The sequence below is a fragment of the Kitasatospora sp. NPDC088783 genome, from assembly GCF_044750705.1.
Taxonomy (GTDB): domain Bacteria; phylum Actinomycetota; class Actinomycetes; order Streptomycetales; family Streptomycetaceae; genus Kitasatospora; species Kitasatospora fiedleri.
Window position 1 is genome coordinate 571,604 of sequence record NZ_JBIVKJ010000004.1, and the last position, 23,724, is coordinate 595,327.

Here is a 23,724-nt window from a genome sequence, read left to right on the forward strand (position 1 = left end):
TCCGGGGAGGCATGCAGAGGGCGTACCTTTCCGAATGATCCTTAAGGTCTCCGAGCAGGCCCGCGTTGCAGCGCGGGTCGGGGAGGCATGCCCATGCTCGGCGTAGTCAACGAGGACGCCTCCACCCAGTCCGGCTCCCTGATCGACGAGATCGTCCGGGAAGGCGCCCGCCGGATGCTGGCCGCCGCCCTGGAAGCGGAAGTCAACCAGTACATGGCCGAGCTGGCTGCCGAGACCGACGAATACGGCCGACGCCTCGTGGTCCGCAACGGCCATCACCGGCCCCGGACCGTGGTCACCGCCGCCGAACCGGTCGAGGTCAAGGCCCCGCGGGTCAACGACCGACGCGTCGACGACGAGACCGGCGAGCGCAAGCGGTTCTCCTCGAAGATCCTGGCGCCGTGGTGCCGCAAGTCGCCGAAGATCTCCGAGGTGCTGCCGCTGCTCCACCTGCACGGCCTGTCCTCCGGGGACTTCGTCCCGGCGCTGGAGCAGTTCCTCGGTGGAACGGCCGGCCTGTCGGCCGCGACCGTGACACGGCTGACCGGACAGTGGAGCGACGACCACGCCGCCTTCCAGACCCGGGATCTGTCCGACCGCGACTTCGTCTACGTGTGGGCCGACGGCGTGCACCCAAAGGTCCGGCTCGGCCAGGCCCACTCGTGCGCACTGGTTCTGCTCGGAGTCCGGCTGGATGGCACCAAGGAACTGATCGCCCTGGCCGAGGGCCTGCGCGAGTCCACCGAGTCATGGGCTGACCTGCTGCGTGACTGCCGCCGCCGCGGGATGCGCGACCCCGAGTTGGTCGTCGGGGACGGCGCCATGGGCCTGTGGCGGGCGCTCGCCGAGGTGTTTCCGGCAGCCAGGCCGCAAAGATGCTGGGTTCACAAGACCCGCAACGTCACGAACTGCCTGCCCAAGTCCGCGCAGCCCGGCGCGACGAAGGCGATGCAGGACATCTACAACGCTGAGGACCGCACCCACGCCCAGAAGGCGATCGAGGCGTTCGCCCGCACCTACGGCACCAAGTGGCCCATGGCCGTCGCCAAGATCACCGAGGACCGGGACGAACTCCTCGCGTTCTACGACTTCCCGGCCGAGCACTGGATCCACCTTCGGACCACGAACCCCATCGAGTCGACGTTCTCCACGGTCAAACTCCGCACCAAGGTCACCCGAGGCGCGGGCAGCCCGGCGGCCGCCCTCGCGATGGCGTTCAAGCTGGTCGAGTCCGCCCAGGCACGATGGCGCGCGATCACCGGAGCCCACCTGGTGCCCCTGGTCCGCGCGGGCGCCCGCTTCGAGAACGGTGTCCTGGTCGAGCGGTCCGAGGAGGCGGCGTGAACGACATAATCACGGCGCTTGAAGCGCTGACCGACCGCGATCCGAACGGTCGGGATGTCGCCGTCGACACCCTCGGGGACCTCCTGTGCGGTACCGCACTCGACACGGACACTGCCCGTCTGGTGGTCGGACGCCTGGTCAGCCTGACCGTCAACGAACCGGTGACCAAGGTCCGCGAGTCCGCGCTGAACGCGACCGGTGAGGCATTCAACCACCACCGCCTGCCCCTGGACCTCGTCGAACCACTGGCCGTCGCCATGCCGACACCGGAGCGCGAACTCCTCGAACACTGCCTCTACATCCTCGGCGCCACCCACGACCCGAAGGCTCGGCTGCTGGTCGACCCGTTCCTCCACCACCTCGACCCGCAGGTGCGCGAAGCCGCCCGGCTCGCGGCATCCGAGATCACCGCATCGGAACGGCCCACCCACAGTCTTGACTCTTGCTCGTCCGTCCCGACTGCGGTGGCGGGCGGGGAACACGCACCACCTCGTCGCCTCGTTCGCGCCGGAGCAAGATTCGAGTGCGGGGTCCTCACAGAGCGGACTGACGGTGCCGCTGCTTGTACCGGCTATCCTGCCGCGGTCCCTCATGGGACCAGCGAGATCGACCGAGCAGGCAACTTGGCAGGGGGCCACTGGTGGTGCTTCAAGTGCGCGGCGTCGTATTGCCCGAGCGGGAGGAACGATCCTTCTGGATCGACGGTGACCAGCTGAGGGCGGGGGCTGCCCGGGATGCCGACCTCGTCGTTGACGGTGGCTGGCTGCTGCCCGGCCTGGTCGACGCACATACACATCCCGGTAGCGAAAGCATCGACGCCCCGTTCAGCGACGCGACACTTCGGCGGCACCTAACCGATCACCGCGACGCCGGAGTGCTGCTGGTACGCACGCCCGGTTCCGCAGCCCGCATCCCCGACTGGGTGGACGAAGACTCGGACATGCCTCGAGTCCACTCGGCCGGACGCTGGCTGGCCACCCCCGGTCGATTCTTCCCGGGCGTCGGGAGAGACGTGAGCGAGGCCGACCTGGTCCGTGCCGCTCTGGAGGAAGCCACTGCGTCGTCGGGCTGGTGCAAGGTCATCGGGGACTGGAGGCCTGACGAACCCGCCCTACCGCTTGACACCCTCACTGCTGTCGTCCAGGCCGTCCACGCGATCGGCGGCCGAGTGGCCGCGCACTGCCAGACCAGCGAAGGCAGTCGCAATGCTGTCCTGGCCGGCGTCGACAGTCTGGAGCACGGCATGCACCTGGACCCGAGCCTGATCGATCGGATGGCGAGCCAAGGCACCGCGTTCGTCCCCACGCTCAGCGTTTTCGGGTCCGATGCCGACCGGCGGCGGGCCGCCGAACCAAGCGCCCGCCGAGACTGGTGGCTGGCCGGATGGGACGCGATGCTGCCCAACGTGCGAGCCGCACACGAGGCCGGTGTCACGATCCTTGCCGGCACCGACAGCTTCCCATGCGGTACCGTCAGCTCGGAGATCGAATGGCTGATCCGTGCGGGCCTACCCCCCGAAGCGGCGCTGGGCGCGGCCTCCTGGTCGGCCCGCTCCTACCTTGGCCTATCCGGCCTGGTTGACGGAGCCCTCGCCGATCTCGTCGCCTACGACACCGACCCCACACTCGATCCTTCCGCCCTGGCCCACCCCAGCCGCATCATCCTTCGCGGCCGGGTCATAGCCTGAAGGTCACACGTCAATCCACAACTCTTGACAATTACTCGACCCGGAACATGCTCGACCTGTCCGGCAAGTACCGCTGGGAGACGCATTGGTACGGTGCCGCACTGCGGCTGAGCAAGTGGGAAAACAAGATGACCGCTGAGAACTCCTGGTACCTCAGCAGCTTCGTGGGGATGGTCCAGAGGTTCGGGTTCCGGGGCAAGGTCATCAGTGCTGTCCTGCTCGGCCCGTCCTGGGCCGGGCAGATCGCCCAGTACTTCGGCCGGTGCCTGCAGATCCGCACCTACGGGTGGTACTACACGACTTGGTGGATCGGCGGTTGCGTGTCACCACTGAACCGCTCGATGAACAGGTGCCACTCCGCTCTGCTGCGGAGTGGCACCTGCGGTGTTCCGGGCCGGTCCGCCGTCATCCGGTGACGCGCAGCCAGACCTCGAAGTGCCCGGTACCGCCGGATGTTCGGTACGGCAGGGCGCTGGAGAGGCGGTAACGGCCGCCGGTGCGCAGTTCCTCGCGCACGGCCCGAGGTACCTCGCCCGGGCTGGCTCCCCAGTCGAGGACCACACCGTCGAACCAGCCGTCCTGGATCGCCGCCCGGTAGCCGTCGACGCCCGACAGGTGTCCGCCGCGTCCCGTGTAGTCGATGTAGAAGACCGAGGTCCACTCGGTGTAGTCGGTCAGACGGTCGCGGCTGAGGTAGTAGACGGGGCCCTCGTGCGGTTCGCCCAGCCATTTCTGGCCCGGCCTGACCTTGTTGGCGAGGTCCTGGGTCAGGTAGGTGGTGTTCGGCCACAGCCCGTAGTTGTAGGCGGACTGTGACATCGCGGCGGTCAGGGCGATCACTGCCACGGCAATGGCGAGTTGCGGAAACTTGAAGTGCGCGCCCATCAGCCGGGTGAGGCCGACGCCCGCCATGGGCGCCGCGAACAGCAAGCCGAAGCCGACGTGCTTGTGCAGCGAGGTGCTGGTGGCCAGGTGGATCTGGTAGGCGGGCGCCAGCAGCGCGGTGCCGGTGAGCACTAGACCGATCGCGGCCCGCCAACGGGCCCCGGGTACGGCCTGACGCCAGCCGGGAACCTCGCTGAGCCTGGCCCGGCGGGTGTACAGCACGGTGCCCAGGACCGCGGCCAGGAACAGCAGCCCGCCCCAACGGGCGCTGTCCTGAAGGATCGACCACGCGGAGGTGCCACCGTGGGCCCGTGCGGTGGTGGTGCTGGCGACAGCACCGAGGTAGTCGGTGCCGTACATGCCGGCAGCGAGGAGCCCGATCGTGCCGGCAGTGAACACCGCGGTCCGCATCACGGCGCGGGCGAATCCGTGTCGCTGGTAGGCGACGAGGAGCAGGAGAAGCGCGATGGTGGGCAGATAGAGCGCGGAGGCGTACTTGACCGCGACGGCGAGGGCCGCGAGCGGGGCGGCGAGCAGCGGCAGCCCCCAGTGGCCGTGCCCGACGCGGACGACCACCCAGGTGGCAGCCGCCAGCAGCAGAACGGCGGCGGCGTCGTAGGTGGCGAGTGCGCCCATGAACAGCGTGGATTGGGTGAAGGCGAACAGCACCGCCGCGCACAGGCCTGCCCGTTCGTTGAACAGGCGCCGGGTGAAGCCGTACAGCAAGCCATTGGCGGCGAGCATGAAGACCGTGCTCATCGCTCGCACGCCGGTCAGGCCGAACAGGGAGTCGACACCGGCAGCCAGTACCGGGTAGAGCGCCGGGGCACCGGAGAAGTAGCTGCCGAAGCCGCCGTAGTCCGGGACGCCGTGGAAGAGGTGGTCGACCATGGCATGGCCGGCGTACACGTAGAGGGCCTCGTCCTCGAACGCGGTGTTGCGCAGACGAAGAGTCACCAGGCACTGGACCAGCAGGACAACGGCGAGCAGGCCGCGGCTGATTCGGGCGCGGCGCCGACTGGACCGGGCGGACCAGGCCATGTCGAGAACGGGCGGCAGGGCCCATCCGGCCCGGACCGGTTCTGCGAAGGCATAGCCTGGGTCCGGGTGGGGTTCGACGGCGGGCAGCACCCGGAGCTGCATCGTCCGTTCGTTCTCGGACTCCTGCCGGTGATACGGAGCCGACCCTTCGAGATGCGCGTCGGAGTGGTCGCTCTCGACGGGCGTCGCTTGGCGCGGGACGAACCAAGAACCCGGACCCGGAGGTTGTTTACTGTTCGGTCCGTACTCCTCGGAGCTACGGGTGTTCATCGGGATGCTCCACGTCGAAACCGATACGGGGGTCGGCCACCGCGTGGCGGAATGCGGCGAGCGACTCGGGGCTGCTGTCAACCCTCCAGTCGCTCTCCTTGCGCAGGTCGAACCAGACGAAGCCGACGATGTCCTGGTCCGCGAACACACCGGCGAACAGGTCGGCGATGTCGGCACTCTTACGGGGCGTCGGTTCCGAGGCGGTTTCCGCGAGCAGGACCGGTCGGGAAGTGAACGCCCGGATCTCCTTGAGCGTCGGGCCGAAGAGGGTACCGAAGGTGTGCGGCCCGGTCTTCGCGTAGTAGCCGACCACACCGAGCCAGTCGACATAGCCGTCCCCCGGGTAGTACGGCTGGAGCCGGACGTTGGGAACCGGATTGATCACGTTGGGGCTCCACACCCAGATCACGTTGGACACGCCGTTGTCCTGGAAGACGTCGTGGAGGTGCCGCCAGGCCTTGACGAAATCCTGCGCAGTGCTCTGCTTGGTACCCCAGGGGTACCAGTGGCCGTTCATCTCGTGCGCGAAACTGATCGCCACCGGCACGTTCAGATCGCGGATCGCCAGGGCTGTCCGGCGGACGTACTCGTCATCCTGACCTGCTGCTATGTCGGCCAAGGATATTCTGAACGGTTCCCAGGCGATGTAGGGGATCAGGCCGCGCTTCCACACCGCTGCAGTCTGGTCGGTCTGGAATTCGTCGCCCCAACCGAGGTAGTAAACCAGCAGGTTGGGCTCCTTTCCCACCAGTTCGGCCCAGGCGTCGACAGGGTCGAGCGTCTTGGGGACGCCGTCGAAGGTGGCACCTAGGTACTTGCGGGCCGGCTTGAGCAACTGGCTCACGTCGTAGGGCAGCCGGGGTGCGGCAGTGACCCCCTCAGCGCCGGGCTTCCCGGGTTCGGCGCCAATGCCTCCCGCGCCAATGGGAGCGGTGGGGCTGGGGGAGCAGGCCGCAGTGACTGCGGCCGCCGCTGCTGTGAGCATCAGTCGGCGACGGCTGATCTTCCCGGTCACGCGATGCTCTCCGTTTCGTCGGTCCGCGGCTGGACCAGGACGCGACCCACCGATGCGGCGTAGAAAAGTCCCGAGCCGAGCATGAGGGCGAAGTTGGCGGGGACCATGGTGTCCATCCGCCACAGGGCCGCACCGACCCAGAGCACAGCCGTCGGCATGCTCCACGTCCACATCCCGATCCAGAACCGGCGTGTCTTGTTGTTCTTCGCGGAACCGGAACCGGAGGGCTGCCAGCCCATCGGTCGGCGGCGCAGTACGTCCCAGATGGCGAAAACATGCGCCCAGCCGTACATCACACGGGTGGCCCAGGCCTCAAGCCGGTACGGGTTCCGGTGCCAGAGCGGATAGACCAGGGTCAGGTACACCACGCTCGGCAGGACGTACCACATGTTGGTGGCCCTGAGCTGGTCCGGGAAGACCAGGAGGAGGAGCAGGGCGATCAGAGGCCCGGTGAAGGTGAGAAGTGCCGTTTCGATGTAGTAGATGAAGCCGGAGATGTAGCAGAGACGGCTGGCGAATCGCATCTTGATCCGCCAGAATTCCCGCATGCTTCCGAGCATGCTCATCGAGGCCATGCACCAGCGGTACTGCTGGTTGTAGTAAGCGCCGATGCTGTCGGGGCAGACGCCGGTGGAGAGTGCGAGCGGCACGTATCGCAGGTCCCAACCGCGGGCACGCAGATCGAAGCCTGTATGCATATCCTCCGAGTGTTCGATCAGGCTGGTCCCGCCGATCTCGGCAAGCGCGGTGCGGCGGTACAGAGCGCACGAGCCGACACAGATCGAGCCGTCACTGCGCTGTCGGGAGACCTGTACGGAGCGGTAGAACAGTTCTTGGACAGCTCCTGCTCCGCGCTCGATCCAGTTCTGCTGGTCGAGGACGCGGAAGAACTGGGGGGACTGGACGATCGCGGTGCGCGGGTCGGCGTCGAGGTAGGGAAGCAGTTCGTCGAGTAGGTCGGCCCGCGGCGCAAAGTCGGCGTCGAGGATCAAGATGACGTCACCGTCGGAGTGCTCGAATCCGTGGCGCAGGTTGCCGGCCTTCTTGAACCAGCCGCGATTCGGTCGGACCAGGTAGCCGAATCCGAAGTCGGCCGCCATTGATGCCAGTTCGGGGCTGTCCGAGTCGTCCAGAACGATGGGTGTGACATTCCCCCGGTAACTTGCGGCCATGGCCCGGACGTGCGACCAGGTGTTGTGCAGCACCTCGATCGGTTCACCGCACACGGGAAGGAAGACATCGACCGTCGGAGGTACGACGGGGTCCCAGGAGCGGACGAGTCGGCGGTGCGCCTTGAGGTCGAAACTCGGGGTGAACGCCTCCAGCCGGACCCCGATCAGGAACCCGGCCACGGACAGCAGGAGCACCGGGGAGAACACCCAGATCCACAGACTGTGTCGGGCGGTGTCGATCTGACTGTAGGCGACGAACACGAAACCGATCAGCGAGGAGAGCGTCAGGACCCAGTTGTAGCGTTTGACGTAGGAATACTTCTCGCGGTCGTCCGGCGGCAAGGGAAGAAGTCCCGGCTTGGCCGCTCCGGGCCGTCGGCCCCGTGGGGCTCGGCGGGACCTGGCGCCGCCCGGCATGCGTTGTTGCGACGGAGTGTTTTGCAGCATTCTCACAGACCGGATTCGCCAGGAAGTTCTACTACGCGAGGCTAACTCGACCCGACGCCCGCCGAAACCGCCGATCACTAACAATTTGGCATCTTTTGCGCCATGGACTCGGCGCATGGTCATACTCATGCGCCGACAGCGCTCGTTACGTTGTGTACGCAAGCCTCTGCAAGATCCAGGCGAACGGTCCTCCCCGCAAGGGCCCGCTGCTCTGCCCCTCCGGGCCCGGCTGTTCTGCCGGTCGGCACCGGGCGATGATAGGTTGTCTGGCCCACCGTCCGCAGCATGCAGCCCAGCGCACCACTGGAGTGTTCCGAAATGCCCGCGCCAGAGTTCAGCGCTGGGGACGATGTCGTCCATTACGGCGATGTGACGCGCATCGGTGTCGTCGCGACGGCCCGACGCGGGATCCTGCCGGATCGGACATCCATGGTGCAGTGGGGGCCCGGTGCTCCTGCGGGGCCCGTGCACGCAGGCACCTGGCACGCCCTCGGTCGCCCCGTCAGGGCCAACTCGGGCAGCCGCGCCGCCTGAACCTCTCACAAGACCTGTTCGGGCATTCCCCGTCGGCGTACCTGCGGGTGACCCCGGGGAGGGGAGCCCTGCGGATCGCGGAGCGCAGGAGTCCGAGCGTCCGTACTCGCTTCTCCCGGATGGGCATCGCCGGGATGCGAGTCACCCCACTCTTCGGGGAGCGGCCGGTGGCCGGTCCCCGGGTGGTGCGCCAATGCCACCGGGGCCCGGCAGGTTCGCTTCGGTCGGCGGTGGAGCGAGCGACCGCGAGCCTTGATCGGCACAGCATCACCACTTCACTTGAAACAAGTCGGCCCATCAATCACTTTTCCATCACACTTCTCATCGGCAGGGTTTCGTCCTGTGGGAAGTTGGAGGGTGCAATTCCCTGGCAAAAGGGACATATGGCAACCGCGGCCGGGGCATTTGTCGCTTACCGGAGGATTTGCTGACGCGGCCACAGGACCTCCATCCTTCAGAGATTCCCCGGTGCCAGCCCTACTGGTCCACGAATCCTGGAAGAACCTTGTTCACAGTTGCGCTGTCACGCTCGTCCGTCCCCACCTGCTCCACGTCAGTCGGAACCGTCGCCGTCGTCGGTCTCGGCTATGTCGGTCTGCCCACTGCCCTCGCGCTGCTGGGCGCGGGCCGCCCGGTGATCGGACTGGACGTCAGTTCCGCCCGTCTCGATGCCATCCGAAGCCGCGACGTCGACCTGCTGCCAAGCGACCGGGAGCGGCTCGCGGCAGCCGTCGATGACCCCCGTTTCGTCCTCACCGACGACCCGTCACTCCTCGCGGACGCCGCGGTCGTGATCGTGTGCGTGCCGACCCCCGTCGACGCGCACCTGGTTCCCGACCTCGGTCCGCTGGCGGCGGCGTGCGCCACCGTGGTGGCCCACGCCGTGCCCGGTCAGGTGCTGATGCTCACCTCCACCACCTATGTCGGCTGCACCCGCGACCTGGTGCTCCGACCGCTCCTGACCCGCGGTTTCACGCCTGGCGAGGACATCCACGTGGCGTTCTCGCCGGAGCGGATCGACCCGGGCAATGCGCACCACGCCCAGGACACCACCCCCCGTGTCGTCGGCGGCGTGACACCCCGCTGCACCGACCTTGCCGCCGAGGCGCTCCTGCTGACGGCGCCCTCGGTCCACCGGGTCAGTTCGCCGGAGACGGCCGAGATGAGCAAGCTCTACGAGAACACCTTCCGGGCCGTCAACATCGCCTTGGCCAACGAGTTCGCCGACAACTGCCGCGGCCTCGGCCTCGACCCGCTGGAGGTCATCGAGGCGGCGGCCACCAAGCCCTACGGCTTCATGCCGTTCTACCCCGGGCCGGGCGTGGGCGGACACTGCATCCCCTGCGACCCGCACTACCTCCTGTGGCAGCTGCGCCGTCTGCGGATCGCCTCCCCGCTGATCGACACTGCGATGACCGCCATCGCCGGCCGGCCGCGCCAGGTCGTCCAGCGCGTGCGGGAACTGCTCGGTGACCGGGGTCGGGCGCTGACCGGTGCCCGCGTCCTGCTGGTCGGCGTCAGCTACAAGCCGGGGGTCGCCGACCTCCGGGAGTCCCCGGCCCTGGAGATCCTCGAAGAGCTGCACGACCTCGGCGCCTCCATCGCCTACCACGACCCGCTGGTGCCGACCGCGCGTCTGCACGGAGCCACGGTGCACACCGTCGCCGACCCCGCCGCCGAGGAGTGGGACATCGTGGTCGTCCACACCGTCCAGCCCGGGAGCGACCTGGCGTGGCTGGCCGAGCAGCCCGCCGTCCTCGATGCCACCTACCGCCTGCCCGGCGTGCCCGCGAAGGCGGTCCTGTGATACTCGATCAGGCGCCCCGCACCGGGACGGCCCCCAGCACCTGGCCGCACGGCCCCGAGCGCGCACTGCCCCCGCTGCCGACCGGCGTTCGGGCCCCCGCCCGCCGCCCCGGCCCGCTCGGGCGGGTGATGGACCGCGTGGACCCCGCCGTCCGCGCCGGGACGCGCCGCGTCCTGACCCTGCTGTGCATCCTGCCGCTGCTGCTGATTCTCGCCCGCGAGGCGCCGCGGCTGCCGCAGAGCCCGCTGATCCTCGGCTACGGCTTCGTGGTGCTGGCCGGCACGATCGGGATGCTCTACATCGCCTACAGCAAGTACGACGACCCCGCCGTGCGGGAACTGCGCAAGCGCCCGCGCCGACTGGACGACTTCCCGGCGCTGCCCGCCGTCCCGCGGGTCAGCTTCCTGCTGGCGGTCAAGGACGAGGAGGAGTGCATCGAGGCGTGCGTCCGCTCGATGGCCGCCTCCGACTACCCCGACCTGCAGATCGTCGTCGTCGACGACCTCTCCGAGGACGGGACCCGGGACGTGCTGCGCCGCCTGGAGCGCGAACTCGGCATCACCGTCCTGTACCTGGAGAAGAACCTCGGCAAGAAGCACGCGCTGGTGCGGGCCTGCGAGATCGCCGACGGGGACGTCATCGCGTTCACCGACTCCGACTGCATCCTCGCCCCGGACGCCCTGCTGCGCTGCGTCGACGCCCTGGTGCACCACCCCGAGCTGGGCGCGGTGAGCGGGCACTGCCGGGCGCTGAACGCCCCCGTGAGCGTGTTCACCCGGGCCCAGGACGTCTGGTACGAAGGGCAGTTCCGGGTCGCCAAGGCCGCCGAAGCGGTTTTCGGCTCGGTGGCGTGCGTCTCCGGTCCGCTGGCCGTCTTCCGCCGCGACGCGATCTACAACTACCTGCCGGCCTGGGCCGGCGACCGGTTCATGGGCGCGCCCTTCCGGTTCGCCACCGACCGGCAGCTCACCGGCTACGTGCTCGGCCAGAAGTGGAAGGGGCGCGCCCTGAAGCGGCAGTACGCCGACTCGCCGTTCGTGACGGCCGAGGACTTCCCGGAGCGCAAGTGGCGCATCGGCTACGTGCAGTCCGCCCGGGTGTGGACCAACGTCCCCGCCCGGTTCCGGCCCTTCATGAAGCAGCAGATCCGCTGGAAGAAGAGCTTCATCCGCAACATGTGCTTCACCGGCACGTTCATGTGGCGCCGCGGCTTCGGCCCGGCGGCCCTCTACTACGGCCACGCACTGTGGGTGGTCTCCGCCCCGCTGATGGCCTTCCGCCACCTGCTGTGGGCACCGCTGCACGGCGCCGCGTTCCTGACCCTGCTCTACCTGAGCGGCGTCGTGCTGAAGGGACTGGTCTGGGGGCTCGCGTTCAAGATCGACAATCCCGGCGACACCCGATGGCGCTACCGGCCGGTCATGAGCCTGCTCTCCTCGGTGGTCCTGGCCTGGCTGCTGCCCTATTCGATCGCCACCATCCGCCGCGGCGTCTGGTCGAGGAGCGCGACGTGAGGATCCTGCGCACCGCCGGGCGTCTCCTCGCCGCCGTCCTGTCCACCGCCGTCGTCGTGGGCGTCTACGCCCTCGTGCTCTCCCGAGGGAGTCTGCTGTGACCGCACGCTCCGACGCCCGCCGCCGGCACCGCGGGTCCGGCCGACGCGGCATCACTCACTGGCTCGCCCGCCTCACGCTGGTCGCCATGGCGCTCTCGGTGCTCGCCCTGCCGTTCTACGCCAGCTGGAAGTACTACGTCTTCCGGCGCGACGTCACCCCGCAGAGCGCCGTCGGCCCGGTCCGCCTCGACCGGGCGACCCAGGCCGCCTGGCAGAGCGGCTCCGCTCAACTCCCCGATGCCGCACCGCCGGTCGTCCTGACGTACCACGACATCAGCCCGACCAACCGCAGCGAGTACGTCGTCACGCCCGAGCGGTTCGACCAGCAGCTCACCGCGCTGGAGGCCGCCGGGTACCGGACGCTGACCACCGACGAGTTCGTCGACTACCTCAAGGGCGGGCCGGCCCCGCCGCGCTCGGTGTACATCACCTTCGACGACGGCACCAACGGCCTCTGGGTGTACGGGGACCGCATCCTCGCCAAGCACCACATGCACGCCGCCTCCTACCTGATCACCGGGAAGGTCGACCACAACCGGCCCTACTACCTCTCCTGGGCGGAGGTCTCCCGCATGGCGGCTTCCGGCCGGTGGGACTTCCAGGACCACACCCACGACCTGCACCAGCGCGGCCAGGTGGACGCCACCGGCACCCAGGCGTCGGCGCTGTCCAACCGGCTGTGGCTGCCCGCGCAGCAGCGGATCGAGACCGTCGAGGAGTACCAGGCGCGCCTCGACGAGGACATCGCGCAGAGCCTGGAGGACTTCCGCGCCCACGACCTGCCGCGCCCGCAGCTGTTCGCCTACCCGTTCTCGGAGATGAGCGAGCGGATCAACGTGCCGATCCCCGGTCCGTCGCTGCAGGGCATCCTGGAGCGGACGTTCACCGCCACCCTGACCGACTTGGCCCACCGGCCGCTGCCGGCCGGGCGCCGGGCGGCGGCCGCCAAGCAGGTCCAGCGGCTGGAGGTCTTCCAGACCACCACCGCCGAGGAACTCCTCGGGCAGGTCAAGCAGTGGACGCTGGTGCCCCCTGCGCTCGACGCGCCGCTGCAGGACGCGGCGTCCTGGGTGCGCACCGACGCCAGCAACGCCAAGGACATCGGTGCGCTGACCGGCGCGGGCCCCTATCCGGGCAAGAGCGGGTACGTGTCGGCCGACCTCCTTCCTGTGGCCTCCGCCGACTGGACCGACTACACCGTCAACGCGACCGTCGCCAATCTGGCTGACAGCACCAACAACGTCAACCTGACCACCCGCAACGACAGCCTGGACCCGATCACCGTCGGCCTCAGCCGCTCCACCGTGACCCTGCTGCGCGGCAGCGGCGACAAGCGCGAGCAGATCGCCGCCAAGCCGCTGGTCGCCGCGGCCACTCACCAGCTCCAGGTCACCGTGACCGGCAAGGTGGTCAAGGTCTTGGTCGACGGCCGCACCGAGCTCAGCACGGAGACCGGCCAGAGCGGTGGCAACGCCACCGGAGGCATCGGCCTGTCGGTGCGCAACGGCTCGGAGAAGACGCCCTGGCCCAAGTTCACCGACCTCAAGATCACCCAGGTGCCGGCCGGCACCGCAGCCGCCGCACCGACGACGCTGTCCGTCGCCAAGGCCGTCCTCCTCGACCCCGGAGCCAGCTGGGCCACCGCACCGGGGGTGCCCTCCAGCATGCACGTGGGCGGCGACGGGCTCGCACCCACAGGCCGGGCTCTGTCCGACTACGCCGCTTTCGAACAGGCCCGCACCGAAGGCTGGACCAAGTACACCGTCCGCGGCACCGTCCGACGACTCAACACGCCTGGCGTCTCCGCCGCCATCTGGGCCCGCGTCGGCAGCCCGTCCGCCGTCAGCGTCCAAGTGAGCCGCCGCGAGGTGCGGGTGCTGTCCGGCGACGCCGACAGCCGCAAGCTAGTCGTAAGTCGTGCTCTGCCCGACGCCGACCACCACGACGTGGCGATCACGGTCGGCGCGGAGATGACCTGGATCACCGTCGACGGCAACGTCAACTTCTCCTTGCCGGCCAGCGGAGGCACCGGCGGCGTCGCCTTCTCCGCCTACCGGGACGTCACCAAGAACTCCTGGCCGTCGGTGCGCCAGTTCAAGGTCACCGAGGCCCAGGTCAAGTGAACGACCCCCGACCGCGGCCGAGCCGCCGAGCGATCCTGCTCGGCGGCTCCGCCCTCACCGCCCTCGCCGCGACCACGGCAGCCTGGCAGCTGTGGCCGCAACCCGAGCCGAGCAGCGAAGCCTTCCGCCCCGGCCTGAGCGGCGACGGACTGCTCACCAACGAGTACGCCTTCCACAACGAGCAGGCTCCGGACGCCCGGACCAGCCCGGACTGGGTCGTGACCAGCGGTTCCCTGTTCGCCCACGGCGGCACCGGCTCGACCGGCGAACCGGACGGCGACTCCCCCGGCCCGGACTCCGCCCGGCACACCGGCTCGGCCGTCTTCCGCCTGGTCACCCGGCGCCGGGACTTCGCGGACTGCCGGGTCACCGCCGAGGTGTGCCTCCAGCCGCCGGTGACCACCGCGCGCACCCCGGCCCAGGACTGGGACGGCGCGCACCTGTGGCTGCGCTACCACAGCCCCCAGGAGCTGTACGCCCTCAGCTTCCGCCGACGCGACGGGCACGTGGAGATCAAACGCAAAACCCCCGGCGAGGACGGTGACGGCACCGACCAGGGCGACTACCAGACCCTCGCCGAAGGACGCCACGCCTTCCCCTACGACGAATGGCACACTGTCTCCGCGACCGCCCACAACACCGCCGACGGCAAGGTCCGCCTGGCCCTCACGATCGACGGCAGGACCGTCCTGGAAACCGTCGACAGCGATCCGCGTCAGCTCACCGTGCCCGGCGGAACAGGTCTGCGCGTCGACAACACCGCCCTGGAGTTCCGAGACTTCACCGTGAAACCGACCTGACCCGGTACGCAGACACGGCACAACACCGCCGATGGCGCGGGGCCGACTCCTCGACCCCGCCGCCGAACACCGCACCGGTCCTGCGCGCTGCCCTGCCCAGCCTTCGAGCCGGGAAAGCACCTGCCTCCCGCCAGTCCTGCCGGAGCTGCTCACAGAACGCTTCCCAGGCGCGCAGAACCGGCGAAGAGAACCACCGAACCGCCGACGGACTCTTCGTCTCCGCCAGGAGAACCCTGTAGAACACCGACAACACGATTCTGAGGGGGCAGCACCTCGTAGGTGTGGTTATGTGCGGCCAGTGTGCGGCCGGACGCCTCTGGGCGGGGTGACATCAGGTGGACGAGACTGGACAGCCGCATGTGCTCTGATCAGGCAGAACGGCACTACGGGGCACGAGGCGGAACCAGGCGTCACGATCGCTGATGGTCTCGTCATGCGTAGGTCGTGGGTTCGAATCCCGTGGGCGGCTCAGTGAAGGCCCGGGTCAGGCCTCTGACCTGCGGTTCTGTGGAAGATTTCGTTGTGGCCGCGCCGCGTTCGGCGGGGCGGGCGTCTGGCCGACATGGTGAACGTAGTAGGCGTGGGCGGTGCCGACGCCGGTCCGGACACCGGCGGCGATCTGGGCGGGGGCACCGTGCTCGCGTAGGTGCGCCAGTGCGACCAGGGCCCGTTGGGAGGGCCGGAGCTTGCAGTAGCGGTCACCTGCGGGGGTACGGTGACCCACTCGGCGAGTGCGTGCGGCAGGATAGGGCGACCAACGAGGCTTCCTGGCTGGTTGCTTGAGACGCAAGGCATCTCGCCCACCCGACCGTTGCCCGCCGCCCGGCGGGTACCGACCCGGCGCCCTGCCGTCAGTGCCGCCATCAACGGTGCCCGCAGCGTCCTCCAGGCCCTGCGGTATCCGCTGCTCAGGGCGATGCGACCGTCACCGCATCAGCGAACCAGGTCCGTAGGTCCTCGATCCGCGCCGCCAGTTCGTCCTCCGTCGGCGCCGAGAGGATCGCGGACGCGGCCCGACGGATCGTGTCCTCGGTCATGTCGGGCGTGGGCTCGCCCACGAGCAGCTCGACCTTCGCATGCATGACGCCCGGGCGGGCCAGCAGCTCGTTGACCGTCGGCACCCGGACCGCGGTGCCCGGACGAGCCCGCAGCATGGTGTAGCCGACGGCGTCCGGCGAGACCACCGGCATCCCGGGCGCCAGACGGGCCGCGTTCCGGACGCCCTCCTCGATCAAGTGCAGGCCGAACTTCGCTTCGAAGACTTCAATGATCCCGCCGCCGCCTGCTCGTGCCCCGCACTCCGAGAAGGACAGGCCATCCTCCTCGGAGAAGACCTCCATGTGGAAAGGGCCCTCCGAGAGCCCGAGCGCCTCCAGGCACGCCAGCGCGAACTTCTCCGTCCGGGCGTAGATCTCGGCGTCCCGCTCCGGGTCGAGCATGCATGAGCCGGCGATGGCACCCGTGTGGATCTCCAGGAGGTTGACGTAGTAGCGGGAGGCCGCGAACGCGGTGAGTCGACCGCCGGCCAGGATGCCGTCCAGGTGCATCTCGCGGCCCGGAACGAACGACTCCAGCAGGAACGGCCCGACGCCGTGGTCGCTCTCCAGCAGGCCGACGAACCGCTCCGCGAGCTGCTCGGGTGCATCGACCCGGTAGGTCCTGGACGTGCCCGCTCCCGCCACGGGCTTGAGGACGGCGGGCAGGCCCACCGCCGCGACCTCCGGGCTCCCCAGGTCCTCCGGGCAGGCCAGCAGCGCGGTGCGGGCGACGGGCAGACCGGCCTGCGCGACGATCAGCTTCTGAACCGCCTTGTCCCGGAAGGCCAGTGCGGTCGGGACGTCGTAGCAGGTCCGCAGGCCGAGGATCTGCGCCAGGACGGCCGAGGCCACCACCGCGAACTCCTCCGCAGTCCAGATCCCGACGAATTCGGACACCGGCGTCTGTGACCGGTGCAGCGCCCCGAGCAGTGCCTCGATGTTCGTGATGTCGCCGCAGGGCAGGAGCACGCGGTCGGCGTCGGCCCGGGTGCGGACCCCGGCGTACTTCTCCATCTCGACCAATGTGGCGTGCGGGATTCCGGCGCGATCCAACGCGTCCTCGACCGCGGGCTTCCAGCCGACCACGAGAATGCGTCCGCTCATGCTGTGTCCTTCGTCCAGGGATGATCACGGTGTTCTCTTCGACCTGCATCCGGCCTGTGCCGGGACCCGCCGTACGTCCGGTGCCTCGACGGCGTGCGGCCGAACCGCTCAGCCCCGGCCGCTCAGCCGCGGGCGCCCGCGTCCGGCACTCCGGTCGGGGCCGGCTCGTCCCGGATCGCGTTCACCAGTCCGGTCACCAGACGCGCCCGCGGCACCATCGCGTCGACCACGACGTACTCGTGATCGGCGTGGGCGCCGCCGCCGACCGCGCCCAGGCCGTCGAGCGTCGGCACGCCCAGGGCGGCGGTGAAGTTGCCGTCGCTGCCGCCGCCGACCGCCGTGCCCGCGAGGCCCGGCTGCAGTCGGCGCGCCAGCCGGAACAGCGGCTGCGACGCCGACTGCTGCATCGGCGGCCGGCCCACGGTGCCCCGGACTACGAGCCCGACTCCTCGGAGGTGCGGGCGCAGGCTCGCGAAGGCGGACTCGATCCGCTCCTTCTCCTCGGCCGTCTCGACGCGGACGTCGACGGTCACCGTCGCCTCGGCCGGCACCACGTTGTCGGCGATCCCCGCCGACGCCATGGTCGGCGTCACCGTCGTCCCGACCTCCGGTCGGCTCAGCGCCGCGATGTCCAGCACCTGGTGGGCCGCCTCGACCAGCGCGTTGACGCCCGCCTCAGGCTCCAGCCCGGCGTGCGCCGCCTGCCCCCTGACGGACAGTTCGAAGGTGCCGCAGCCCTTGCGGCCCGTCTTCAGGGCACCGCCCTCAGCCGCCCCCTCGAACACCAGGACCGCACCGCAGGCGCGGGCCCGCTCCTCGATCAGAGCCCTTGAAGAGCCGGAGCCGACCTCCTCGTCGGCGGTCACCAGGATCTCCACGCCGCTCGTGTCGTCCAGCGCCGCCAGACCGTGAACGGCCTGGACCAGACCGCCGAGCATGTCGAAGACCCCGGGTCCGGTCGCGCGGCCGTTCGCCACCCGGAAGGGGCGCCGGGCGAGCGTGCCGAGCGGGAACACCGTGTCGTGGTGGCCGAGGACCAGTACGCGGGGATCACCACCGCCCGACCAGTGGACGTGCGGACCCGCCCCGCCCTCCAGCAGGACGGCCCGCCCTCCCAGGCGGCTCTCGATCACCGCCGCGACGGCCTCGGCGGAGGTCCGCAGGGCAGCCAGGTCGCGGGACGGAGACTCGATCTCGACGAGCTTGCGCAGGTCGTCGAGCATCGAGTCAAGATGTACGGCGGTGCTCCGGTGCATTGTCACCTCCCGGGCCCACGGGGTGAATCGCCCGCTTCCGGGCGAAGAACGCTCCCATCGAATCCGGTCAGCCCCAGGCCGGGTCGTTCGGGGTGGCGGCGGGACCGGCAGCGATCGCGACGCTGGAGGCTGCCTCGGCCGAGACCGGGCCGTGCCCGAGGTCCGGGCCGGCCGTCAGCTGGACACCGGCGACGACGGCACACAGCGCGGCGAGGGTGGCGGCGGCGGTACGGATGGAGATGCGAAAGGTGGTGCTCATGGCTCCCTGTCCGGGGGGGGTGAGTCGCAAGTGGAGTGACGTGTCGCACAGGATTCGCGACCCCGTCACGTGCTGAATCATCGCGCACATCATGCCTCTGAAGTGCGGTTCTTCAATTGCGCGATGGTACATTGCACGTTTGTGACCTGTGAAAACACGTGTACTGGATCGAAGGCGAAGGACTTCGGAATATCCGGGGGCTTCCCGTGCGACTTCGCTCTGGACGCATATCGGGGGGCGGTTGAAGCGGGCAGCCTGGCGGCTTCCGACACGCCTCGCTGCCTGTCCGAGGTCGGCCTCGTCACGATGGTGGCCTCCGCCCCGGACCGCCGTTTCCCCGTGCCGCCCGCTCTGGTCGCGGACATCGCCCTGACACCCGTGAGCGGCGAACGGGCCCGGCTGCGGGAGGTCGAGCGGGGCATACGCGCCTCGCTCTCCCCGTTCGAGGCGCTGTACCACGAGGCGCAGCGCAGCAGTCATCCCGCGCTGACCGTCATTCGGGGCGAGACGGCCATCCGCCAAGCGCTGGACTCGGCCGTGAACGCCTGCTCGCGCGAGCTGATCACCGCCCAGCCGGGCGGCGGCCGCACCGCGCAGCTGCTTGCCGAGGCGGCTGAGCGGGCGCGCCCGGTGCTCGAACGTGGAGTGAAGCAGCGCACGCTCTACCAGCACACGGTGCGCCACCACGCGGCCACCCGGACGTACATCGAGAAGATGACGGCGACCGGGGGCTGCGAGTTCCGCACGCTGGCCGAGGTCTTCGACCGTCTGATCATCTGCGACCAGGAGGTCGCCTTCATCCCCATCTCCTCGGAGACCGCGTCCACCGCGCTGGCGATCCGCAGCTCGGAAGTGATCCGGTACCTGACGATCGTCTTCGAGCGCTCGTGGGTTCGGGCGCAGCCCATCGGCGAGGCGTCCCCGGTGGGCAGCCGCGCAGTGGTGGTGGACGACCTGCAGCGGACCATTCTGCGGGCCGTGGTCTCGGGCGAGACCGACGAGCGGGTCGCCCGTCGGCTGGGGATGAGCCGACGCAGTGTGATCGAGCACATCCGCAAGGTCGCGGAGCAGCTCGGCAGCAACAGCCGGGCCCAGCTGGGGTACATGCTCGCCGAGTCCGGGATCCTGCAGGATCCGGCGGACCCGAGGGCCGGTCACGGCCGCTACCCGGACTGAGCAGCGGACACGGCTGGGGCCCGGGCGGCCGTGCTCAGCCGGACGGTGCGAGCAGGTGTCCGTTGACCGCCCGCGCGGCCTGCGCGAACCCGGGCAGCTCGTGCACGACGACGCCGGCCGCCGCCAGAGCGCCCAGCCCGCGACACTCGCCCACGAACAACTCCGGCTCCCGCCAGGCGATGACCACCCGCCGGATGCCGGCCGCGATGACGAGTTCGCTGCAGCAGTACGGCCTCGACAGTCGGCGACCACAGGGCTCCAGCGACGAGTAGAGGGTCGCGCCGGCCAGGTCGGTGCCGGTCGGAAGCTTGTCCAGGGCGGCTTCCTCGGCGTGGTGCAGCGGGCTCAGCTCTCGGCTGTGGCCGTCGGCGAGCTGCCGGCCCGCCGGATCGACCAGCACCGCGCCGACGGAGAAGGCACTGGCCGAGGGCGGACAGCTCCGGGACAGCCTCACGGCCCGGTGCAGCCAGTGGGCGTCGAACGGTCCGGGCGGGCGCGGCGTCATCCGGTGGGCTCCCCGAAGGCGTAGCGGGCCACCACCACGTCGCCGACCAGCTCCGTGCCGATGGTGCGGAAGCGGTGGCGAGGGCCGCCGGGGAAGGCGGCCGGCCGTAGGAAGCGAGGGGCGTCGGACTCGCCGACCAGGTGCGGGGCAACGGCCAGGTGCAGCTCGTCGGCGAGGCCCTGGGCAAGGAACTGGGTCAGGACGCTGCCGCCGCCCTCGACCATCAGCATCTGCACGCCGCGGTCGGCCAGGTCGGCCAGGACGGCGCGCAGGTCGACCGGCTGTCCGGCCGGCACGACATCGGCCAGTCCTCGCAGGTGGGCGGCGAGGGCGGAAGCGGACCGGTCGGTGGTGTAGACCGTCCTGGTCCCGCCGTTGTGCCAGAAGCCGAGGTCCCGGTCCAACTCGGTCCGGTTGGTCAGCACCACCTTGCGGGGGTGGTCCGGCAGCCCGGACTCCCGGCGCCCCCGGATCAGTCCGGGGTCGCGCAGGGCCAGACCGGGGCGGTCCCGGAGCAGCGTGGTGGCACCGATCAGGATCGCGTCCGAGCGGGCGCGCAGCGCGTCCACCCGGGCGAGGTCCTCGGGGCCGGAGAGCATGAGCCGGTCCGGGTGCAGGTCGTCGAGGTGGCCGTCGAGGGAGACCGCGGCGCTGAGGACGACGTGCGGCCGGGCCGCGGCGGGTGCGTTCCGCTCCCGGTTCACCGGGCACCGTCCTCGGCCGCGATGGCGGGCCGGGTGCCGGTGCCGCTGACGACGGCACCGGACTTGACCACCAGGAAGCGGGGTCGGTGCTCGGCGACCGCCTCGGCGAGGTGGGTCCCGTCCAGCACGACGAGGTCGGCGGCGCTGCCGGGCGTCAGCCCGTAGCCGGGAAGGTCCAGCGAGCGGGCCGCCGACCAGGTGGCCGTGCGGACCGCGGCGGCGATCAGGTCGTCGGTGCGCAGGGAACCGCGCTGGGCGAAGGTCTTGGTCTGCTCCAGCATGTCGCCGTTGCCGTACGGGTTCCAGCGGTCGCGGATGCCGTCCGTGCCGAGTGCGCAGGTGACGCCGGCCGCCTCGAGTTCGGGCAGCGGCGGTACCGGGTCATCGAAGTTGGCGCAGGTGTGCACGGCCACCCCGTTCCCGGCGAGCAGTTCGAGTACCGGGGCGCGGTCGGCGGGCGTGCCCTGGCCCAGGGCGAACGCGTGGCTGATCGCGACCCGGCCCTGCAGGCCGAGGGCGGCGGTGCGTTCGGCGATCAGCCGGCACTGCCACCGGCCGAGGGAGCCCTCGTCGTGCAGATGGATATCGACGCGGACCCCGAAGCGCTCGGCCAGACCGAAGACCAGGTCCAGGTGGGCCACCGGGTCGTTGTCGCGGCCCGCCGGGTCGAGGCCGCCGACGGTGCCGACGCCGAGGCGCAGGGCCTCGGCCATCAGGCCTCCGGTCCGCGCCTCGCCCAGCAGGCCGCTCTGCGGGAACGCGACCTGTTCCACCGTGATCAGGTCGGCGACCCGGGCTGCGGCCTCGGCGACCGTGGTCACGCCGCGCACGCCGACGCCCGGGTCGACGTCGGTGTGGGTGCGGACGTGGGTGGTGCCCGCGGCGGACATCCGGCGCAGCAGCGCCTCGATCCGGTCGGCCGAGGGCCCGCCCGCCTCGTCGCGTTCCCGGCGCTCGTTGCCGATCATCTCGGCGAGCGAGCGGCTCGGGGTGTGCGGCCGCCAGGCGTCCGCCCACAGCGACTTGTCCAGGTGGCAGTGGGCGTTGACGAGGCCGGGCAGGACCATCCGGCCGCCCATGTCGATCCGCCGGACGCCCGCGGGTACTTCGGCGGCCTCCGGTGCGGAGCCGGCCGGACTGACCCGCGACACCCGGGAGTCCGTGAGGAGCAGGTCGTACTGGCCGGGCTTCCCCGGGAGCCGGCCGCGCCGCAGCAGCAGGGGTGGTTTCACGTCGGTCATTCCTCTTCCGGGAGCAGCGCCAGCCCGGCGTCGGCGGCGTGCAGCAGCACCGGGTTGCCGGTGGTGCCGTACGCCCGCAGGCAGGCCTCGGTCAGCTTGACGGCGTGTTCGTCGCCGTTGGCGATCGCCCGGTCGGTGAGGTCCACCGGGTCCGGAGGGTGTCCCGGTGGGAGCCGTCGGGTCGCGGCGGCCGGCGCGTGGACGGTGTACAGGCCCGCGCCGAGGTGCCACAGGCTGTCGTGGGTGCGGCGGCGCAGGTCCTCGGGGAGCAGGTGCAGCACCGAGCCGGCCGCGACCGGCGCGGTGACGGCGTGGACGAAGGCCGTGGGCCACCGTCGCCCGTGGGTGATCAGCAGTTCCGCGAAGGTCTCGACGAGTTCGGCCATGCCGGACTCGGGGGAGGCCGGGGGACGCAGGCCACCGAGCGCCGCGGGGAAGCCGGGGACGGCGCCAAGTGAGTGCAGGCGGTCGCGGATCAGGCCCGGGTGCACCCCGTTCGGGTGCAGGGGCAGGGTGTGTACGGCCCGGCGCGGCTCCAGCCGCCCGGTGGGGGCCGGGTCGCCGGGCAGCGTGGCGTAACGCGCTGCCCAGTAGGCGAGTGCGGCCGCCAGTTCGCGCCGGCGCTCGTCCGACGGGTGTTCCGCCATCGAGCGCAGGGCGTGCGAGGTGCGGATGATGCCGTGCGTGGCTCCTGCGGCCACGCCCGGCAGCAGCCGGGACCACCAGGTCGTCGCGGTGGCGAGCCAGTCGCCCCCGGCGAGTTCGACGTCGAAGTGGAGCTGCCAGTCGGTGACCCGCCGGACGTCGCCGAGCGCCTCCCGCCAGGCCGTCCGGTCCACGGGCCGCACGGGTGCCGGCCGGTCGTCGAGCTGTGGGAGGTAGCGGGTGAGCCACGGCTCCACCTCGTCCGGGCGGCCGAGCGCGATGAGGGCCTCGGCCGCCATCGGGCCGTGGTTGGTCAGTGTTCCGGTGTGTTCGGGGCCGGTGTGCCGGAGGCGGTGCAAGCCCTCGTCCAGCACCTGTGCGGTCGGGAAGGTCATCTGACCACCTGTCCTCGGACGGCCGTCGTCAGGCGACGTTGAGGGTGTGGCCGGCGATGGCGTGCTTGTCGCGCAGGTAGCGCATGTTGTCGGGGTTGACGTGGGAGCGTGTCGGCAGCACCTCGACGACCTCGATGCCGTAATCGCGCAGCTGACGGGCCTTCTCCGGGTTGTTGGTGAGCAGGCGGATCCGCTGCACGCCGAGGGCGAGCAGCATCTGGGCCGCGACGGCGTACTCCCGCTCGTCCGCCCCGCGGCCGAGCATCTGGTTGGCGGCGAAGGTGTCCACCTGGGTGTCCTGCAGGACGTAGGCGTCGATCTTGTTGTAGAGGCCGATGCCGCGGCCTTCCTGGCGCAGGTAGAGGATGATCCCGCCGTCCTGGGCGATGGAGTCCATCGCCTCGTCGAGCTGCGGGCCGCAGTCGCAGCGGCGCGAGCCGAACACGTCGCCGGTCAGGCACTCGCTGTGGATGCGCACCAGCGGGACGGCGTCCGCCACCTCCACCGCGACGGCGATGTGCTCGCGGTCGTCGACCAGTCCGGTGAAGCTCGTCATGGTGGCCTGCGCGTGGCCGGTCCGCGGGTCGGTCACCCGCTCCAGGCCGATCGGCACCTGAGCGCGGACGGTGGCGGAGGCGAGACGGGTGGTGCTGGCCATTCGG

Annotated in this window: 20 protein-coding genes and 1 pseudogene; 9 read left to right on the plus strand and 12 right to left on the minus strand. The window is 70.3% G+C overall.

Features of this window, described 5'->3' with window-relative positions; all coding sequences use genetic code 11:
- Window positions 1-93 precede the first annotated feature (93 nt).
- The 4 genes from ACIP60_RS15105 to ACIP60_RS15120 all read left to right on the plus strand — a co-directional run bounded on the left by ACIP60_RS15105 (window position 94) and on the right by ACIP60_RS15120 (window position 3,447).
- Window positions 94-1,344 carry an IS256 family transposase gene (locus ACIP60_RS15105; protein WP_400683839.1) on the plus strand — a complete coding sequence of 417 codons (1,251 nt, stop codon included), beginning with the start codon at window positions 94-96 and terminating at the stop codon, window positions 1,342-1,344.
- A complete protein-coding gene (locus ACIP60_RS15110; RefSeq protein ID WP_400683841.1) occupies window positions 1,341-2,060 on the plus strand; it encodes a hypothetical protein in 720 nt (239 codons plus the stop codon). The genes ACIP60_RS15105 and ACIP60_RS15110 overlap by 4 nt, the downstream gene beginning before the upstream one ends.
- Window positions 1,985-3,031 (plus strand): amidohydrolase family protein, encoded by a 1,047-nt coding sequence (locus ACIP60_RS15115; protein ID WP_400683843.1) that lies wholly within the window; start codon window positions 1,985-1,987, stop codon window positions 3,029-3,031. The genes ACIP60_RS15110 and ACIP60_RS15115 overlap by 76 nt, the downstream gene beginning before the upstream one ends.
- Window positions 3,032-3,159: 128 nt before the next feature.
- Window positions 3,160-3,447, plus strand: coding sequence for a hypothetical protein (locus ACIP60_RS15120; protein WP_400683845.1), 288 nt, complete (start codon window positions 3,160-3,162; stop codon window positions 3,445-3,447).
- Here ACIP60_RS15120 and ACIP60_RS15125 read toward each other — a convergent pair.
- The 3 genes from ACIP60_RS15125 to ACIP60_RS15135 all read right to left on the minus strand — a co-directional run bounded on the left by ACIP60_RS15125 (window position 3,437) and on the right by ACIP60_RS15135 (window position 7,861).
- Window positions 3,437-5,059, minus strand: coding sequence for an ArnT family glycosyltransferase (locus ACIP60_RS15125; protein ID WP_400683847.1), 1,623 nt, complete (start codon window positions 5,057-5,059; stop codon window positions 3,437-3,439). The genes ACIP60_RS15120 and ACIP60_RS15125 overlap by 11 nt on opposite strands.
- A gap of 154 nt (window positions 5,060-5,213) precedes the next feature.
- Window positions 5,214-6,242, minus strand: coding sequence for a glycoside hydrolase family 26 protein (locus ACIP60_RS15130; protein ID WP_400683849.1), 1,029 nt, complete (start codon window positions 6,240-6,242; stop codon window positions 5,214-5,216).
- A complete protein-coding gene (locus tag ACIP60_RS15135) occupies window positions 6,239-7,861 on the minus strand; it encodes a glycosyltransferase family 2 protein (protein ID WP_400684198.1) in 1,623 nt (540 codons plus the stop codon). Before ACIP60_RS15135 ends, ACIP60_RS15130 begins: the two co-directional genes overlap by 4 nt.
- Before the next feature lie 1,039 nt (window positions 7,862-8,900).
- Here ACIP60_RS15135 and ACIP60_RS15140 point away from each other — a divergent pair.
- The 4 genes from ACIP60_RS15140 to ACIP60_RS15155 all read left to right on the plus strand — a co-directional run bounded on the left by ACIP60_RS15140 (window position 8,901) and on the right by ACIP60_RS15155 (window position 14,740).
- Window positions 8,901-10,202: a nucleotide sugar dehydrogenase gene (locus tag ACIP60_RS15140; protein ID WP_400683851.1), complete on the plus strand. Its 1,302-nt coding sequence runs from the start codon at window positions 8,901-8,903 to the stop codon at window positions 10,200-10,202.
- 128 nt (window positions 10,203-10,330) lie between these two features.
- On the plus strand, window positions 10,331-11,716 hold the full coding sequence (locus ACIP60_RS15145) for a glycosyltransferase (protein ID WP_400684201.1): 1,386 nt from the start codon (window positions 10,331-10,333) through the stop codon (window positions 11,714-11,716).
- Between the two features lie 97 nt (window positions 11,717-11,813).
- Complete coding sequence (locus ACIP60_RS15150; RefSeq protein WP_400683853.1) at window positions 11,814-13,940, plus strand: polysaccharide deacetylase family protein; 2,127 nt, start codon at window positions 11,814-11,816, stop codon at window positions 13,938-13,940.
- A complete protein-coding gene (locus ACIP60_RS15155) occupies window positions 13,937-14,740 on the plus strand; it encodes a hypothetical protein (RefSeq protein ID WP_400683855.1) in 804 nt (267 codons plus the stop codon). The genes ACIP60_RS15150 and ACIP60_RS15155 overlap by 4 nt, the downstream gene beginning before the upstream one ends.
- Before the next feature lie 574 nt (window positions 14,741-15,314).
- On the opposite strand, the pseudogene ACIP60_RS15160 reads toward ACIP60_RS15155, so the two are convergent.
- The 4 genes and pseudogenes from ACIP60_RS15160 to ACIP60_RS15175 form a co-directional block, all read right to left on the minus strand.
- Window positions 15,315-15,535, minus strand: a pseudogene (locus ACIP60_RS15160) (hypothetical protein); the annotation flags it as partial.
- Window positions 15,536-15,648: 113 nt separating this feature from the next.
- A complete protein-coding gene (locus ACIP60_RS15165; protein ID WP_400683857.1) occupies window positions 15,649-16,881 on the minus strand; it encodes an acetyl-CoA carboxylase biotin carboxylase subunit family protein in 1,233 nt (410 codons plus the stop codon).
- A 122-nt stretch (window positions 16,882-17,003) separates the two neighbouring features.
- Window positions 17,004-18,137, minus strand: a complete 1,134-nt coding sequence (locus ACIP60_RS15170) for a M20 family metallopeptidase (protein WP_400683859.1) — start codon at window positions 18,135-18,137, stop codon at window positions 17,004-17,006.
- A gap of 67 nt (window positions 18,138-18,204) precedes the next feature.
- Window positions 18,205-18,396 carry a hypothetical protein gene (locus ACIP60_RS15175; RefSeq protein ID WP_400683861.1) on the minus strand — a complete coding sequence of 64 codons (192 nt, stop codon included), beginning with the start codon at window positions 18,394-18,396 and terminating at the stop codon, window positions 18,205-18,207.
- Between the two features lie 102 nt (window positions 18,397-18,498).
- Between ACIP60_RS15175 and ACIP60_RS15180 the strand changes: the two genes are divergently transcribed.
- Window positions 18,499-19,572 carry a LuxR C-terminal-related transcriptional regulator gene (locus ACIP60_RS15180; protein ID WP_400683863.1) on the plus strand — a complete coding sequence of 358 codons (1,074 nt, stop codon included), beginning with the start codon at window positions 18,499-18,501 and terminating at the stop codon, window positions 19,570-19,572.
- 34 nt (window positions 19,573-19,606) lie between these two features.
- On the opposite strand, the gene ACIP60_RS15185 is transcribed toward ACIP60_RS15180, so the two are convergent.
- The 5 genes from ACIP60_RS15185 to ribA are packed head-to-tail and all read right to left on the minus strand — an operon-like array spanning window position 19,607 to window position 23,720.
- Window positions 19,607-20,077, minus strand: a complete 471-nt coding sequence (locus ACIP60_RS15185; protein WP_400683865.1) for a dCMP deaminase — start codon at window positions 20,075-20,077, stop codon at window positions 19,607-19,609.
- Window positions 20,074-20,781 carry a RibD family protein gene (locus tag ACIP60_RS15190; protein ID WP_400683867.1) on the minus strand — a complete coding sequence of 236 codons (708 nt, stop codon included), beginning with the start codon at window positions 20,779-20,781 and terminating at the stop codon, window positions 20,074-20,076. The genes ACIP60_RS15185 and ACIP60_RS15190 overlap by 4 nt, the downstream gene beginning before the upstream one ends.
- Window positions 20,778-22,013 carry an amidohydrolase gene (locus tag ACIP60_RS15195; RefSeq protein WP_400683869.1) on the minus strand — a complete coding sequence of 412 codons (1,236 nt, stop codon included), beginning with the start codon at window positions 22,011-22,013 and terminating at the stop codon, window positions 20,778-20,780. Before ACIP60_RS15195 ends, ACIP60_RS15190 begins: the two co-directional genes overlap by 4 nt.
- A 5-nt stretch (window positions 22,014-22,018) precedes the next feature.
- On the minus strand, window positions 22,019-23,062 hold the full coding sequence (locus ACIP60_RS15200) for a hypothetical protein (RefSeq protein WP_400683871.1): 1,044 nt from the start codon (window positions 23,060-23,062) through the stop codon (window positions 22,019-22,021).
- A gap of 28 nt (window positions 23,063-23,090) precedes the next feature.
- The gene (gene ribA, locus ACIP60_RS15205; protein WP_400683873.1) at window positions 23,091-23,720 is read right to left on the minus strand and encodes a GTP cyclohydrolase II; all 630 of its coding nucleotides are present in this window, start codon (window positions 23,718-23,720) and stop codon (window positions 23,091-23,093) included.
- Window positions 23,721-23,724 lie beyond the last annotated feature (4 nt).

What these genes read in the sequence shown, in the direction of transcription:
- ACIP60_RS15105 (WP_400683839.1), top strand. Translation starts at nt 94, where the DNA reads ATGCTCGGCGTAGTCAACGAGGACGCCTCCACCCAGTCCGGCTCCCTG.
- ACIP60_RS15120 (WP_400683845.1), top strand. Translation starts at nt 3,160, where the DNA reads ATGACCGCTGAGAACTCCTGGTACCTCAGCAGCTTCGTGGGGATGGTC.
- ACIP60_RS15125 (WP_400683847.1), bottom strand. Translation starts at nt 5,059, where the DNA reads ATGCAGCTCCGGGTGCTGCCCGCCGTCGAACCCCACCCGGACCCAGGC.
- ACIP60_RS15135 (WP_400684198.1), bottom strand. Translation starts at nt 7,861, where the DNA reads ATGCTGCAAAACACTCCGTCGCAACAACGCATGCCGGGCGGCGCCAGG.
- ACIP60_RS15145 (WP_400684201.1), top strand. Translation starts at nt 10,331, where the DNA reads ATGGACCGCGTGGACCCCGCCGTCCGCGCCGGGACGCGCCGCGTCCTG.
- ACIP60_RS15165 (WP_400683857.1), bottom strand. Translation starts at nt 16,881, where the DNA reads ATGAGCGGACGCATTCTCGTGGTCGGCTGGAAGCCCGCGGTCGAGGAC.
- ACIP60_RS15170 (WP_400683859.1), bottom strand. Translation starts at nt 18,137, where the DNA reads ATGCACCGGAGCACCGCCGTACATCTTGACTCGATGCTCGACGACCTG.
- ACIP60_RS15175 (WP_400683861.1), bottom strand. Translation starts at nt 18,396, where the DNA reads ATGAGCACCACCTTTCGCATCTCCATCCGTACCGCCGCCGCCACCCTC.
- ACIP60_RS15185 (WP_400683865.1), bottom strand. Translation starts at nt 20,077, where the DNA reads ATGACGCCGCGCCCGCCCGGACCGTTCGACGCCCACTGGCTGCACCGG.
- ACIP60_RS15200 (WP_400683871.1), bottom strand. Translation starts at nt 23,062, where the DNA reads ATGACCTTCCCGACCGCACAGGTGCTGGACGAGGGCTTGCACCGCCTC.
- ribA (WP_400683873.1), bottom strand. Translation starts at nt 23,720, where the DNA reads ATGGCCAGCACCACCCGTCTCGCCTCCGCCACCGTCCGCGCTCAGGTG.